Raw genomic sequence first — 14,239 nt, 5'->3', positions numbered from 1 at the left:
ACGACTTCTCGGAAGGACGACTTCGAGGATGACCTGGATGAAGCAAAAGGCGTTGAGCCCCAAAGAGGCACTCTATCAGGACCTTAAGCGGAGCATTTTGACCATGAACCGCGCCCCGGGCAGCGACATCGACGAGGTTCGCCTGGCGGCCGAGTACGGCCTTTCGCGTACCCCACTGCGCGAGGTATTGAGCAAGATGGCGGGTGAGGGTTACCTGGAACTGCGCCAGCATCGTGGCGCCCAGGTCTCGGCCATGACCCACAAGACGCTGCGCGATTTCTTTCTTGCTGCACCGCTGATCTATGCCGCTACCTCGCGCCTTGCCGCCCAGAATGCGATGCCGGAGCAGATCGCCAGCCTGAAGGAGGTGCAGCGCGGCTTCCGTGCTGCCGTCGACAACGGCAACATCGAGGACCGGGTCTTCTACAACGATCGATTCCACGCCCTGATCGGCGAGATCGCGAACAACATCTATCTCACCCCCAGCCTGCGGCGGCTCCTGATCGACCATGCCCGTATTGCAGGCACTTTTTATCGCCCGCGCAATGCGCAGATGCACGACAATCTCGCAACTGCCGCAGAGCAACACGATCAGATGATCGAGAGCATCGAAACCGGCGACGAAGACCGTGCTGCCCAGCTCGCCATTGACCATTGGACGCTGTCGCGCTGCATGATTGAGATGTTTGTCACGCCAAAGGGGTTGGATGTACCGCTTGGCAGCCTGATCTGACGACCTTGGAGGATGTTCCCATGAAGTTCGAGGGGATCTACACCCCCATCATTACGCCGCACGACGCCGCGGGCGCCATCGGCCGTGACGCCTTTGCCGAACAGATCGAAGGGCTGATTGCCGCCGGGGTTCACGGCATCATCTCAGGCGGGTCTACGGGGGAATACTATGCACAGACGCTGGAGGAGCGTATCGGCCTGGCCCAATTCGCGCGGGACCGGATCAAGGGGCGCGTCCAGCTGATCGTCGGCACCGGTGCAATCCGGCAGGAGGACAGCATCGCCGTGGCCCGCGCAGCCGGCGAGATGGGCGCCGACGCGCTTCTTGTCGGCTCGCCGCCCTACGCGGTTCCCACCGAACGGGAGAATGCCCTCAACGCCCTGACCATCGACCGCGCTGCCAACCTTCCGATCATGCTCTACAACTATCCCGGCCGCATGGGCGTCAACATGGGCGAGGCGTTTCTCGACCGTGTCGGGCGCTCGCGTAATTTCTGTGCCATCAAGGAGAGTTCCGGCGATGTCAACCGGATCCATCTGCTGGCCCGCGAGTACCCGCACATTCAGATGTCCTGCGGCATGGACGACCAGGCGCTGGAGTTCTTTGCCTGGGGGGCACGCTCCTGGGTCTGCGCCGGCTCAAACTTCCTGCCACATGAGCACATCGCGCTGTGGCGGGCCTGCGCAGTTGAGGGCGACTTCGACAAAGGGCGCCGCATCATGTCGGCTATGATGCCCCTGATGCGCCTGTTGGAGCAGGGCGGGAAGTTCATCCAGTGCGTCAAGCACGGGGTCGAGATGGCGGGGCGGAAGGCAGGGCCGCCGAGACCGCCCCTGAAACCTCTCAACAAGGATGACAAGCGCGCCCTGGAACAGGTCGTGCGTGTCCTAAAGACAACGGTTGCGGAGATCGACTCCGACAGAATGCTGAGGGCCGCCCAATGACAGATCTGCTGACAGCAGAAGAATACGCCGCCATCGCCGCAAGCATCTCGCTGCCGACCGCGGCGTTCATCGACGGCGCTTTCCGCCCGGCCGCTGCGGGCAAGACCTTCGTGACAGTCAATCCGGCGACCGGCGCGCCGCTGGCGGAGATTGCAGCCTGCGGGGCCGAGGACGTCGACTTCGCCGTCGCCAAGGCGCGCGATGCCTTCGAGAACGGGAGCTGGTCGAAGCTGCCGCCGCGCGAGCGCAAGGACGTGCTGATCCGGCTGGCCAAGCTGTTGACCCGCAATGCCCGAGAGCTCGCGGTCATGGAGAGCCTCGACAGCGGCAAGACCATCTTCGACTGCGAGCAGGTGGATGTCCCGGAGACGATCGACTGCTTGAAGTGGCATGCCGAAACCATCGACAAGCTCTATGACCAGGTGGCGCCGGCCTCGGACGATCACATGGCGGTGGTGGTACGAGAGCCGGCCGGCGTGGTGGGCCTGGTGCTGCCGTGGAACTTCCCGTTGCTGATGCTGGCCTGGAAAATCGGGCCGGCGCTGGCCGCTGGTTGCTCAGTCGTGGTCAAGCCCGCCGAAGAGTCCTCTCTTACAGCGCTGCGGGTCGCTGAGCTTGCCCATGAGGCGGGTGTGCCGCGCGGTGTCTTCAACGTTGTTACCGGTACGGGTCCGGAGGTTGGTGAGCCGCTGGGCCGCCACTTGGACGTCGACATGATCTCTTTCACCGGCTCGACCGAGACCGGGCGCCATTTCCTGCGCTATGCCGCGGACTCTAACCTCAAGAACGTTGTCCTCGAAATGGGCGGCAAGAACCCCTGTGTGGTGCTTGAAGACGCCGAGAACCTCGACCGCGTGGCGGCCCACGTCGTCAATGGCGCGTTCTGGAACATGGGCGAGAATTGCTCTGCCGTCTCGCGCCTGATCGTGCACCATGCCGTGAAGGACCGGCTGGTCGAGCGCATCATGGCCCACGTTCGCGAATGGCGCATGGGCGACCCGCTCGATCCGGCGTGCCGCGTGGGCGCGCTGATTTCCAAGGCCCACTTCGACAAGGTCTGTGGCTATCTCGCCAAGGCGGAGAAGGGCGCAATACTAATGGGCGGCGCCACGGCCAACGGCACGCAAGTCGAGCCGACGATGATCGATGTGGCGTCGAATGACAACGTGCTGGCCCGCGATGAGATCTTCGGTCCGGTGCTCTCCATTCTGACCGTCGGTTCCTTCGAAGAGGCCATAGCCACCGCGAACGATACCGACTACGGGCTCGCTGCATCGCTCTTTACCGGCAATGCGAAGCGCGCTCTGCGGGGCGCCCGGGCACTGCGCGCCGGCACCGTCACGGTCAACTGTTTCGGCGAAGGGGATATCACCACACCGTTCGGCGGCTACAAGCAGTCGGGTTTCGGCGGGCGCGACAATGGCATCCAGGCCCACGACCAGTACACTCAGCTAAAGACCATCTGGCTCGACCTGACCGACGATCTGGATGAGGCCGTGGCTTGACCCGTGTCATCCGCCTGCCGCGTGACCCCGGACCTGCCGCCTGGAACGAACTGTTGCTGCCGGCGCCGCCTCCAAGAGTCCTGGAGGCGGACAGGACAGCCGACTGGCTGGTAATTGGTGCCGGATTTGCCGGCCTGGCCGCAGCGCGGCGGCTCACACAACTGCGCGGCGGTGACCGGATTGCACTGGTCGAAGCGCACCGCATTGGCTCCGGCCCGGCGGGTCGCAACTCCGGCTTCATGATCGATCTGCCGCACAAGCTGACCTCGGACAATTATGCTGGCGTTGCCGAGGTGGATACGACACAGACTGAACTCAACCGGGCCGCCATCAAGTTCGCCGCCGGTGCTGCGGAGGAATACGGGCTCGGTCCGGAGGCTTTCTGCCGCAGTGGCAAGGTCAACGGCGCAGCCACAAAACGCGGGCTGGCCGCCAACGCTGCTTATGCGCGCCATCTGGCGAGTCTCGGTGAGCCCTACGAGTTGCTCGATGCCGCCGCGATGCAGGAACTTACGGGATCGGAATACTATCTCGGTGGTGTGTTTACGCCGGGGGCTGCCATGATTCAGCCGGCTATGTTCGTCCGCGGACTTGCCGAAGGCATCGCCGGGCGGGTGGCTATCTTCGAGAGCTCGCCGGTCATCGGCCTTCATCGTCAGGGCGCGGACTGGCGCGTCGAATCACCCAGGGGCTCGATCACTGCGCCGCGGGTCATTCTTGCGGTCAACGGTCATGTGGAGAGCTTCGGCTACTTTCGCCGCCGCCTTGTCCATATCCACCTCTATGCCTCTATGACCCGGGCGTTGACGGCGGAGCAGGCGCGGCGCCTCGGTGGCGCACGGAACTGGGGTATCACACCCGCCGATCCCATCGGCAGCACGGTGCGCCGCATCTCCGGCACCAGCGGTGACCGCATTGTCATACGCAACCGGGTGACCTATGACCCAGACATGGAATCCGATGAAGTCAGGTTGGCGGCCATGGGCGAGAGCCACGACCGTAGCGTCAACCAACGTTTCCCTCAGTTGAACGGCATTGACATGGAATACCGCTGGGGAGGCAGGCTATGCCTCAGTTTGAACGATGTTCCGGCGTTCGGCGAGATCGACGACGGCCTGTTTGCCGCTTGTTGTCAGAACGGCCTGGGCACGACCAAAGGTACGGTCTCGGGAATGCTCGCGGCCGACCTGGCGGCTCAGGGCAACAGCCCGCTTGCCGCCAAGATGGCGGCCTTCGACGCACCGCGACGCCTGCCGCCGGAACCGATTGCCTGGCTGGGGGCCAACGCGGCTCTCAAGTGGAAGGAATGGCGAGCAAGGCGGGAGATCTGAAGCCTGCTGGGCAATCGTCCGCGGGAATGGGCGCCTTTTGCGGTCGCTTCAGTGCACCTGGTTCAGCTCGTCGACGGCCGGGATTTCCTTCTTGCGTCGAGCGATGTAGTCGCGCAGCGCTTCGTCCTTGGCCTCATCCAGCTTCGGTTCTTCGTAGTCCGCCAGCAGCTTGCGCGCATATTTGAGCGCGCGCTCTGTGATCTCGACGCTGCCCTCGGCCTGCCACTGCTCGATGGAGTTGTTGTCGAACATCCGTGGCATGAAGAAGGCGCGCTGAAAGTTGGCCTGGGTATGAGGGTGGCCCAGATAGTGGCCACCCGGGCCGACATCGCGGACGGCGGCAAGCGCCTCGTCGAAGTCGTCCCAGCGTGGTCCCTCAGCCATGCGGTATCCCATGGCGCACTGCTCGGCATCGACGATAAACTTGGCGACCGAGCAATGCATGCCGGCCTCGTTCCAACCTGCCGAGTGCCAGATATAATTGGCGCCGGCGTGGAGGACAGCCGACATCGTAGTCGCACTTTCATAGCCGGCCTGAGCGTCGAAGGTCTTGGCGCCGCCCAGCGTATTCGACGTACGCCAGGGCACACGGTAAAACCGCGCCATCTGGCCGATCATGAAGTTCATCAGCGAGATTTCAGGCGTGCCCGCCATCGGCGCGCCTGACTGCATCGAGACAGTTGACAGATAATGCCCGTAGATTGCGGGGCAACCCTTGCGGATGACCTGGGTGTAGGCGAGGGCGGAAAGCGCCTCGGCGTTCACCTGCACCACCGTCGGCACCGTCGAAGCCGGCGTGTTTGCGCCGCCCAGCACGAAGGGCGAGCATAGCACTGGCTGATTGCGCCGGCAGAAAGCGCGCATGGCCCCGAGCATGGTCTCGTCCCAGACCAACGGCGAGTTACCGTTACAGTTGCCCGTCGTCACGGGATGGTCTTCCAAATAGGTCTCGCCGAAGAGGACGGCGCACATCTCCATCACATCCTCGGCATTTTTCGGGCTGGTGGTCATGCCCATGAAGGTCTTATCGCAATGCTTCATCGAGGAGTAGGTGATGTCCAGGTGCCGATGGCTCACCACCATGTCCATTGGCTCAACGATGTGATGGGCTGACGAATGCAGCGCCGGCAACATGTGCGCCAGCTTATGGAACATGGCCAGGTCGTCGAGTGTCGGTAGCCGCCGCACGTCGTCGAGATCGCGCAGGTAGGGCGCACCGGTCATCGGCACGAAGATCGAGTGCGGTCCGCCGAGCTGCACATTCTTCTGCGGGTTGCGGGCGTGATAGGTAAAGCTCTCCGGAATCGTTAGGATGAGTTCACGCACCAGTTCGCGGTCGAGGTGAACTCGGTTGTCGCGAACGTCAGCACCGGCGCGTCTCCAGTCGGCGAGTGCGATGTCGTCGCGGAAGACGACGCCGACCTCCTCGAGGATGGCGAGTGAGGCTTCATCGACGCGCCGGATCTGCTCTTCGTCCATCGGCTCGCAGAGCGGCAGGCCACGCTCCAGCGCTGGCAACATCTCAAACGACGAAGCCGTTCGCAGAGCCCGCCGGGCCTGACGCCCGCCCCGGCTGCGTGCTTTGGTTTCAATCCCGCCCATGTCGCGTGTCCTTCAACTGAGTTTAAGGCTAGCATTCCCGGAAATCCGCACCCTCTGCGCCTCAAGAACCGAAGTATTTCAGCAGAAACCGACATTGCGGTTGAAGGCGCTAAGCATGCGTGCTTCGAGTTGGAGAAGCAACGGGACGCCTTGCCAAATGATTTTCCGTCACTGGAGCGTGCCCGGTTGCTGTTTGACCTGTGGCAGAGTCTCGTCTTCCGCGCACGCACCGGTTTCAATGGAAAGGAACCTTCAGTCGACATGGAACCGATTTGGGCCGATGTGTGCCGCGGAGATCAGAAAGCGGTGCGTTCATCAATGATCGTATTCGCATTGGTGCTGGCATCTGGACGGGGTGTTCGTGCGGATCAATGGGCAGATCCATTACCTTTGGTGCGCCGTGGATCATGAAGGCGAGGTGCTGGAAGTCATTGCGTCGAAGCGCCGGGATTGTAAAGCTGCTCTCAAGTCCCTAAAGCGTTTGATGAAACGTTATGGTCAGACGAAGGAAATCGTGACAGACCGGCTTCGGTCTTACGGCGCAGCGATGAAAGCTATGGGAATTGTGGAGCGGCAGGAGTGCGGCCGTTGGCTCAACAACCGGGCTGAGAACTCACATCAACCGTTCCGACGACGAGAGGTGGTGATGACCAGGTTCAGGGACGTTAGGGCGCTCCAGAAGTTTGCCACTGTCCACGCCTCGATCCACAATCATTTCAATCAGGACCGCCATCTCAATCGCCGCGGCATCTTCAAAAAGAACCGGTCTGATGCCTTGGCGGAGTGGCGCCAGTTGGCGGCCTGAATGCCTCGGATCGGCGCTGCTCACTGGCCGAATCAGGTTTGTCTGACAGTGCCCGCTGCCGTCTACAACACCTTCAATGCCGTTGCAGCAGCCGGTTCAATTGTTTCGGTGAGGTAGTGCTTGATCCAGCAGCCACTGCTTCAAGGTTTCTGAGACGGGCGCCTTCAATCCACCCTTTGGTAACGCGATTTGGTACCAGACACAGCGGACAGCTTGAGGATCCAGCCGGACGAGTGCGCCGGATTCAATCTCGCGTTGGCACAGGATGTCGTCCGCCAGCACAATGCCCTCGCCATCGACCGCGGCGTCGATTGCCAAAGACAGGTCTGAATAGACTCGACCTTGCTGCCACCCTGAACTTTCAGGTTGGTATGCCGCATACCACTTATGCCAGATCTCCCTGCCGTTATCGTGGACCAGAGGGACCGAATCCCAGTCGATCCGTAGGTCGTCCGAAAGCAGTTTATCCCGAAATTTCGGGGTACAGGCCGGATAACCGTCTATTGGAAATAAACCCTGCCGTTCTACTCCGCTTGAGGGCATACGTGTCTCGAAATGAATGAGCATATCGGCATTCTCATCTCCCAATCGATCAGGCGTCCACGCCGGTCGCAGGTCAATCTCTATTCGCGGAAACAGCTTGCAGAACTCCGTAGCCCGCTTGCGCAACCACAAGGAAGCAAGTGCCGGTTCGGCGCTGACCACCAGGGTCCCTGACTGTGTCTTTCGCAGCAAGCTGTTGCAGCCGTCCCTCAGCGTCTGCAAGCCGCTTGCCACTTGCGGCAACAACGCGCGGCCATCCCCGCTCAGTTCGACACGATTGCCAAGCCGCATGAAAAGCTCCGTCCCGAACCAGAGTTCCAATTTCTTGACGTGCTGGCTTACGACACTGTGGCTGACGTTCAGTTCGCTGGCCGCCTTGGCGAAACTCGAATGCCGCGCGGCGGCCTCGAAGGCGCGAAGGGAATTCAAGTGTCTGAGGGATCTGGACATCCACTCAGCGTAGCAAAAACCGACGCTCAGCACCAGTTCTTCGCATTTTCGAGAGGCAAGGGCTCCCTTATAGGCTGTTCCGACAGAGCGGTCGCACCAGACCCTGCGACCGCTCTGCCTTCAGGGAGAGAGAATATGTCCAAAACCACATTCACACGACGCAACCTGCTCAAGACGTCCGCTAGCTTGGGCGTGATGGCTGGGACTGGCCTTCTGGTAGCGCCCGCTCTCGCACAAAACCGCTCGATCAAGATTGGCTCCTATGGCGGCTATTTCGAGGACAGCCTGAAGAGCCATGTCTATCCCGCCTTCACAGAAGCCACCGGGATTGCGGTGGAAAGCGTGACACAACCGGATTCGACCAGTTGGCTGCAGACCATGAGTCAGGCGATTTCGGCGGGCAACGTTCCGGCCGATCTGTCGATGCACACCCCGGTCAACATCATCAAAGGCCAGCGTCTTGGCGGCATTCTGGCGCCGATCGATCCGAGGCGAATTCCAACGCTCGACAATGTTGAAGTGAACTTCCTGCATCGCGCGGACGGTCGCCTTCTCGGCGTTGGCGCGCTCAGCTTCTACTATTCTATGGTGGTGAATACCGATGAGGTCGATATGCGGCCCAAAAGCTGGGCCGATTTCTGGGATACGGGTCGTTTCGAGGCGAGCCTTGGCCTGCCGAAGAACGTCAATTTCAAGTTCCTCGATATTGTTGCGGCGACTTTCCTCGGCGGCACCGATGCGCTTCGGTCGCATGAGGGCATCGTGGCTGCGGTCGAAAAAGCCGCCGAGATCCATCCAAATGTCGCGCTGTGGTACACGGGCGAGAGCCAGATGGAGCAGGCGCTGAAGAATTTCGATGTGATCGGCGGCATGTATTTCCATGACGTCGCGGGGCTGATGGCGGCAGACGGGCATCCGATCGCATCGATCTTTCCCAAGGAAGGCAACGTCATCGATTTCAATTCCTGGACGTTGTCCGAGGGCTCGCAGAAACAGGACGAGGCATACGAATTCATGGCCTTTTCGTGCCTGCCAGAAACCCAGGCGATCATGTCCCGAAAGATTGGCACGGCGCCGGTCGTTGATGCCGCCAAGACCGATCTGACGCCCGAAGAGCTTGCGGCCGTCGCGGGCACCCCGGCGATCCACTCGCCTTACGAAGTCTACCTCGATGATGAGACCTTCATCACCGAAACCTGGGACCGCATGGTCGCAAAAGCCTGACGCAAGAGGGGGGCAGCGCCATGTCCGATCTCGAACTCAGCGGCATCCGCAAGAATTTTGGCGATTTCGTCGCCATGCACAAGGCGGACCTATTCTTTGAGGCGGGCAAGCTCACGGCGTTGCTGGGCCCTTCCGGCTGTGGCAAGACCACGCTCCTGCGCATGATTGCCGGGCTCGAAGCACCGAGCGAAGGACAGATCCTCTTGGGGGGCAAGGACATCGCATCGCTCTCTGCCGAGCAGCGCAAGTTTGGTATGGTGTTTCAGTCCTTTGCCTTGTTTCCACACCTGAATGTGGCACGCAATGTTTCCTACAGCTTGCGGATCGCGGGTGTTGATGCGCTGACGCGCCGCGCGCGCGCCCGCGAGCTTCTGGAACTGGTGCAGCTTGCTGACAAGGGCAACAATCGCATCGGCGAGCTTTCGGGCGGGCAACAGCAAAGGGTTGCGATCGCGCGGGCGCTCGCGCAAGAGCCGGTAATTTTCCTGCTGGACGAGCCGATGTCGGCGCTGGACGCGCAGTTGCGCAACGACATGCAGATGGAACTTCGGCTGCTGCAACAGCGACTGGGGATTACCACCATCGTCGTGACCCACGATCAGCGCGAGGCAATGACCATAGCCGACAAGATCGTGGTAATGAGTCAGGGACGGATCGAGCAGGTCGGCACACCACAGGAGATCTATCACAAGCCCGCCAATGGCTTCGTTGCCTCTTTCATCGGCAACGCGAACCTGCTCGACGGCAGGGCGACTAACAGCGGCGTGACGCTGGGCGATACGCATTTCGCGGTTGCCGAGCGCGGCGGCTTTGCCTCGGGCGATCGGGTGACGTTGTTCTGTCGGCCCGAGGCTGTGCGTCTGACCGAGGTCGCGCCGAGTGGGAACGCCCTGAAAGGGATGGTGACCTTCGTGCGAGACGAAGGCATTGCCCGCGAAATCCATCTGGACACCGGCGCAGGGCATATCATCGCCGAGATCCCGGGAAGCTTTAACGAGACAATCCGCATCGGAGACCGGCTGCACGCAGAATTTCCGGTCGAGACGCTGCACCTGCTGCCCGCCCGCCCAGCAGCGGGGGCTGCGTGATGCGGGCCACCCAGCCTGCAATCCCGTTCACCGTCGCTCGCCTGTTCCAAAAATTCGTCGTGCTTGTTTTGGCCGTGGTTCCTTTCCTGCTCGTTTTTGCCATCAGCTTTGGCGAAAAGATCGAGGGTGCTGCGTGGGTATGGAGCTTTGAACTGTCGAACTACAAGCGTTTTTTTGTGGGCGCGGATTATCCCAACAGCGTATCGTTTCTATATCTCAAATATCTTTGGTATTCGATTTATTACGCGCTCATCGCGTCTATCCTCGCGGTCGCAACCGCTTTCCCGTTCGTCTATCTGATGACCCGGTTGTCGCGCCGCGTCCAGACGATCTGGCTTGTCTTCTTTCTATGCAGCCTGACCTTTTCAGAGGTTTTCATCGTCATGGGCTGGGACATACTGATGTCTAACCGTTCGGGCCTGCCGATGTTGTTCAAGGAAAGCGGACTGACCGACTGGCTCAAGCAGACCGGCGGGCTTGATATCATGCGTGACTGGGGCCTCGCCACGCCGCGCAACGTGCGCTTCAAACCGAGCGAGTTCGCGACGATCCTGACGATGACCTACTTGGTCTGGCCCTATGCGGTGATCCTGCTCTACCCGCCGGTTTCCAAGATCAACAACGAAATTATCGAGGCTGCACGCACCATGGGCGCGCGCCCCGCGACCGTCGTGCGCACGGTCGTACTACCCATGGTCCGCACCCCCATCGTGGGCACGATCCTGTTGTTGTTCGTATTCCTGCTGGGCGCCTATGTCACCGTCGCGGTCTTCGCTGAACCCGCCAAGCACACCCTGTCGATTTCAGTCTACGAAGCGGTCCGTGGCGCGACGCTGAACGCCCCGTTTGGCTCGGCGCAGGCGGTGATCCTGTTGCTCACGGCAGCCGCTATCCTGTTCTTTGGCCGCCGTTTCGTATCACACCCGGAAGGACGCTGAGAATGGCCAGACTTTTGTCCTGCACCTTCATGGGCTTCATCGCGATCTGGATCGCCTTTCCAATCCTTGTCGTCTGCCTCGCGGCGCTCAACGGCGGACGCACGATGTTTTTTCCGCCCGAGGCGCCGACTTTTGACCGATTCACCGAGTTCTTCCTGACCGAGGAAATCTGGGTGCGGAGCCTACGTAATTCGCTGATCGTGGCGGTCGGCAGCGCAGCGCTGGCAGTGCTCGCCGCCTGGCCCATTGCCTACGGTCTCTGGCGCAGGGCCGACTGGGCGTCCAAGCTGCTTGCCGGCCTTGCCTCCATGCCTTTCGCACTACCGCCGATCGTGTTCGGCGTCGGGCTGGTGTTCTTCTGGGGCTATGCCGGGGCCCTTGGCAACCTGTGGTCCGGGATCGTCAGCCACGCGATCCTGTTTCTCGCCCTGCCGCTCACCACACTTTCGATCGGGCTGCAATCCATCGACCGCGCGCATCTGGATGCCGCGGCAACCATGGGCGCGAACGAGGCCACAACATTCCGCACCATCATCCTACCACAGATGCTGCCCTTCACCGCCTCGGGCTTTTTCTTTGCGCTGGTGCTCAGCTTTAACGAATTCATCGTTGTCTTCTTCGTCTCGGCCTCGGGGTACTCGACCGTGACGGTGCAGATTTTCAACTCGCTCCGAAATGGGTTCACCCCGACAATGGCCGTAGGTGCGATCACATTCATCACCGTTTCCGCGCTGATCTTCTCGCTTATCGCACGGTTCGGCAACCTTCCGCAGCTTCTCGGTGCGGACAGCAGAAAACCATCCTGAAGGAGTTAGAAACACCATGATCCATGGCAAGGAAAACCGTCGTGCGCTGATCGAGGGCAAGGCCGCGCTGATCGTCATCGACATTCAGAAGTCCACCTTTGCGCCGATCCCGGACGAAAAGCGCGCCATCGCGCATATGCCTGACTACGCCGAGCGTATGGCGCGGACCCGCGTGGCTATCGACCGCGCCCGGGACGCTGGCATTCCCGTGGTCTTCATTCAGGAAATTCACCGCGCTGACCTTGTGGATTTCGGGCGCGAGCTGGACGGCGACGAGGACATTCATTGTCTGGACAGCAACCCGCTGACAGATTTCGCCGAAGAAGAACTGGGCATGCGCCCAGACGACTACCGCATCTCAAAGCGGCGGTATTCCGCTTTCTACGGCACCGATCTGGAAATTTTGCTGCGCGGGTTGAAGGCGGAAACGCTGATCCTGACCGGCGGGCTGACGGATGTCTGCGTGCATTACACCTTCGTGGACGCCCATCAGGGCGATTATTTCTGCCGGGTGATCGAGGACTGCGTTGCAGGCTCCAGTGTCGAGGCACATGACGCATCGCTCAAAGCGATGGAATACCTCCAGACCGGCGCTGTGGGCTCGCTTGACGAGGTGCTCGATGCGATGAGCGGCCAGGGAGCCGCCTGATCGCACAGAGCCGAAACGTGGATAACAACAGAAACATTCAGGCGGCAGGACTGGCGCTGGCTGCCTCGGCCATACTCAGCTTCATCGACAACTTCGTGCAGGAGGTGAGCGAGGAAGCCGGACTTTGGCAGTTTCAGGTGGTGCGCGCCCTCTTTGCCCTGCCTTTGCTGGTCCTCGTCGCCAAGGCTGCCGGCCGCTCCGTTCGGCCGGTTCGACCTTACAGTCTCGCGCTGCGCAGCGTCGCTGTATCGTTCGGTCTTCTGATCTACTTCGCTGCGCTTGGGACACTGCCGGTGGCTCAGGCCGGCGCCGGGCTGTTCAGCGCGCCGATCTGGGTGCTGCTGTTTTCGGCGCTCCTGTTCCGCACCGGAATCGGAGCCGCCCGCATCATGGCCGTTCTGGTCGGTTTCACCGGCGCGCTGATGTTGTTGCAGCCCGATTTCGCCAACCTTTCGGGCGCTTCCCTGATGCCTTTGGCGGCGGGCCTATTCTATGGATTAGGCATGTTGCTGACTCGGCAAATCTGCGCCGATGAAAACCCACTGGTGCTGGCCTTCGGCGTCTTTGCCACGATCGGCGGGGTGAGCCTCGTTCTGCTTTTGGTCGCCACCGGGCACACCGGTGCGGATCAGCAGATTAATTTCGTGACCGCGGGATGGGTGACGCCAACGCCACGCTTCCTGTGGCTCACGCTGTTCCAGGCTGTAGGCGCCGTGATCGCCGTGACGCTGATCGCGCAGGCGTACCGCATCGGTAATCCGTCCTTTGTGGCCGTCTTTGAATACTCGTTCCTGGTCTTTGCTGCGATCTGGGCACTACTGCTTTGGGAAACACCCACGAATGCGCTCGGCCTTGCAGGTATCCTCATCATCATTTCATCCGGGCTGGCCATGACATGGCTTGGCGACCGCCCGCGCCAGCGTTCCCAAACGTGAGATCCCAACATGTCCCCTGCCTTCCGAACTTGCATTCGTTCCGTTCGTCCCGATCGAGCATATGAAGGGCGTCGTCCGTCATATCGAAATCGATACTCTGCTGGCCGATCTCAAATGGCGAGATGCACAGCTTAAATTGTGTTGGCAGCCCTCCAAGAACACGAGAGAGGGTCTGCAAACGGTCACTGCCTTTGGCCTCTAAACGATCATGGGCATGCGTTTCTTCACCGAACTCGACATCATCGCCGACCCGAACAACCCGCGCGATGGCACTGTCAGACAAACGTGAAGCGGTGTGAAAAAATTTCTACAACGGGCAGTTTTCACGCCGCCAGCTGGCGCCATTTGGCCAGGACGGCGGTGCGGTTCTCTTTGAAGGTTTCGCGGCAGTTCAGGTGACGGTCGAGATTGAAATGATTGTGGATCGAGGCGTGGACAGAGGTGAATTTCCGCAGAGTCTTCAGGTTCCGGAATTTCGCCATCGCACACTCCCGTCTTCGGAATGGCTGATGGGAATTCTCAGCACGATGTGTGCCATGAACGCACAACCTAATGAGCGATAGGGTGTGCGGTGCTGTGCAAGTGATGAGGGTGGGCCCCTCGGAACCGGCTTGCAGGAGCAGGTTTCAAACCTCCTTAAGCTGCAAGGGTAAAGAGCCCTGGTGGTGAGCGTTGATGAAAAAGGC

The 14,239-nt window shown here is 60.8% G+C and carries 14 protein-coding genes; 11 read left to right on the top strand and 3 right to left on the bottom strand.

Annotation, left to right across the window (positions count from 1 at the left end; genetic code table 11):
• Window positions 1-37 precede the first annotated feature (37 nt).
• From HBA54_RS17370 to HBA54_RS17355, 4 genes are read left to right on the top strand one after another with little or no spacing between them, the layout of a single operon-like run.
• Complete coding sequence (locus tag HBA54_RS17370; protein ID WP_167226895.1) at window positions 38-733, top strand: GntR family transcriptional regulator; 696 nt, start codon at window positions 38-40, stop codon at window positions 731-733.
• Between the two features lie 20 nt (window positions 734-753).
• Window positions 754-1,677 (top strand): dihydrodipicolinate synthase family protein, encoded by a 924-nt coding sequence (locus tag HBA54_RS17365; protein ID WP_167226893.1) that lies wholly within the window; start codon window positions 754-756, stop codon window positions 1,675-1,677.
• The gene (locus HBA54_RS17360; RefSeq protein ID WP_167226891.1) at window positions 1,674-3,182 is read left to right on the top strand and encodes an aldehyde dehydrogenase; all 1,509 of its coding nucleotides are present in this window, start codon (window positions 1,674-1,676) and stop codon (window positions 3,180-3,182) included. Before HBA54_RS17365 ends, HBA54_RS17360 begins: the two co-directional genes overlap by 4 nt.
• Window positions 3,179-4,513, top strand: a complete 1,335-nt coding sequence (locus tag HBA54_RS17355) for an NAD(P)/FAD-dependent oxidoreductase (protein WP_167226889.1) — start codon at window positions 3,179-3,181, stop codon at window positions 4,511-4,513. The genes HBA54_RS17360 and HBA54_RS17355 overlap by 4 nt, the downstream gene beginning before the upstream one ends.
• 48 nt (window positions 4,514-4,561) lie before the next feature.
• On the opposite strand, the gene HBA54_RS17350 is transcribed toward HBA54_RS17355, so the two are convergent.
• Window positions 4,562-6,115 (bottom strand): trimethylamine methyltransferase family protein, encoded by a 1,554-nt coding sequence (locus HBA54_RS17350; protein ID WP_167226887.1) that lies wholly within the window; start codon window positions 6,113-6,115, stop codon window positions 4,562-4,564.
• A gap of 346 nt (window positions 6,116-6,461) precedes the next feature.
• Here HBA54_RS17350 and HBA54_RS17345 point away from each other — a divergent pair, with 346 nt between their 5' ends.
• Window positions 6,462-6,920 carry a DDE-type integrase/transposase/recombinase gene (locus tag HBA54_RS17345; RefSeq protein ID WP_240932742.1) on the top strand — a complete coding sequence of 153 codons (459 nt, stop codon included), beginning with the start codon at window positions 6,462-6,464 and terminating at the stop codon, window positions 6,918-6,920.
• A gap of 96 nt (window positions 6,921-7,016) precedes the next feature.
• On the opposite strand, the gene HBA54_RS17340 is transcribed toward HBA54_RS17345, so the two are convergent.
• Window positions 7,017-7,892 (bottom strand): LysR family transcriptional regulator, encoded by an 876-nt coding sequence (locus HBA54_RS17340; RefSeq protein ID WP_167226883.1) that lies wholly within the window; start codon window positions 7,890-7,892, stop codon window positions 7,017-7,019.
• Window positions 7,893-8,048: 156 nt separating this feature from the next.
• Here HBA54_RS17340 and HBA54_RS17335 point away from each other — a divergent pair, with 156 nt between their 5' ends.
• Genes HBA54_RS17335 through HBA54_RS17310 form a run of 6 tightly spaced genes read left to right on the top strand, consistent with a single transcriptional unit; the run spans window position 8,049 to window position 13,553 of the window.
• Window positions 8,049-9,137, top strand: coding sequence for an ABC transporter substrate-binding protein (locus HBA54_RS17335; RefSeq protein WP_167226968.1), 1,089 nt, complete (start codon window positions 8,049-8,051; stop codon window positions 9,135-9,137).
• Between the two features lie 20 nt (window positions 9,138-9,157).
• Complete coding sequence (locus tag HBA54_RS17330; RefSeq protein WP_167226881.1) at window positions 9,158-10,225, top strand: ABC transporter ATP-binding protein; 1,068 nt, start codon at window positions 9,158-9,160, stop codon at window positions 10,223-10,225.
• The gene (locus tag HBA54_RS17325) at window positions 10,225-11,163 is read left to right on the top strand and encodes an ABC transporter permease (protein WP_167226879.1); all 939 of its coding nucleotides are present in this window, start codon (window positions 10,225-10,227) and stop codon (window positions 11,161-11,163) included. Before HBA54_RS17330 ends, HBA54_RS17325 begins: the two co-directional genes overlap by 1 nt.
• A gap of 2 nt (window positions 11,164-11,165) precedes the next feature.
• Entirely contained in the window at window positions 11,166-11,969 is an 804-nt protein-coding gene (locus tag HBA54_RS17320; protein WP_167226877.1) for an ABC transporter permease, read from the top strand.
• A 16-nt stretch (window positions 11,970-11,985) separates the two neighbouring features.
• Entirely contained in the window at window positions 11,986-12,618 is a 633-nt protein-coding gene (locus HBA54_RS17315; protein ID WP_167226875.1) for a cysteine hydrolase family protein, read from the top strand.
• 17 nt (window positions 12,619-12,635) lie between these two features.
• Window positions 12,636-13,553 (top strand): DMT family transporter, encoded by a 918-nt coding sequence (locus HBA54_RS17310; protein WP_167226873.1) that lies wholly within the window; start codon window positions 12,636-12,638, stop codon window positions 13,551-13,553.
• A 323-nt stretch (window positions 13,554-13,876) separates the two neighbouring features.
• Here HBA54_RS17310 and HBA54_RS17305 read toward each other — a convergent pair whose 3' ends face one another.
• Window positions 13,877-14,035, bottom strand: coding sequence for a hypothetical protein (locus HBA54_RS17305; RefSeq protein WP_167226871.1), 159 nt, complete (start codon window positions 14,033-14,035; stop codon window positions 13,877-13,879).
• Between the last annotated feature and the right edge of the window lie 204 nt (window positions 14,036-14,239).

It is taken from the genome of Pelagibius litoralis (assembly GCF_011683915.1).
Taxonomy (GTDB): Bacteria; Pseudomonadota; Alphaproteobacteria; order Kiloniellales; family Kiloniellaceae; genus Pelagibius; species Pelagibius litoralis.
Note: the sequence above shows the minus strand (reverse complement) of the source record. Positions and strands in the feature narration are given on the sequence as shown.

Coding starts and splice junctions, on each gene's coding strand:
- HBA54_RS17325 (WP_167226879.1), top strand. CDS start 10,225: ATGCGGGCCACCCAGCCTGCAATCCCGTTCACCGTCGCTCGCCTGTTC.
- HBA54_RS17335 (WP_167226968.1), top strand. CDS start 8,049: ATGTCCAAAACCACATTCACACGACGCAACCTGCTCAAGACGTCCGCT.
- HBA54_RS17330 (WP_167226881.1), top strand. CDS start 9,158: ATGTCCGATCTCGAACTCAGCGGCATCCGCAAGAATTTTGGCGATTTC.
- HBA54_RS17315 (WP_167226875.1), top strand. CDS start 11,986: ATGATCCATGGCAAGGAAAACCGTCGTGCGCTGATCGAGGGCAAGGCC.
- HBA54_RS17365 (WP_167226893.1), top strand. CDS start 754: ATGAAGTTCGAGGGGATCTACACCCCCATCATTACGCCGCACGACGCC.
- HBA54_RS17350 (WP_167226887.1), bottom strand. CDS start 6,115: ATGGGCGGGATTGAAACCAAAGCACGCAGCCGGGGCGGGCGTCAGGCC.
- HBA54_RS17305 (WP_167226871.1), bottom strand. CDS start 14,035: ATGGCGAAATTCCGGAACCTGAAGACTCTGCGGAAATTCACCTCTGTC.
- HBA54_RS17360 (WP_167226891.1), top strand. CDS start 1,674: ATGACAGATCTGCTGACAGCAGAAGAATACGCCGCCATCGCCGCAAGC.
- HBA54_RS17320 (WP_167226877.1), top strand. CDS start 11,166: ATGGCCAGACTTTTGTCCTGCACCTTCATGGGCTTCATCGCGATCTGG.
- HBA54_RS17370 (WP_167226895.1), top strand. CDS start 38: ATGAAGCAAAAGGCGTTGAGCCCCAAAGAGGCACTCTATCAGGACCTT.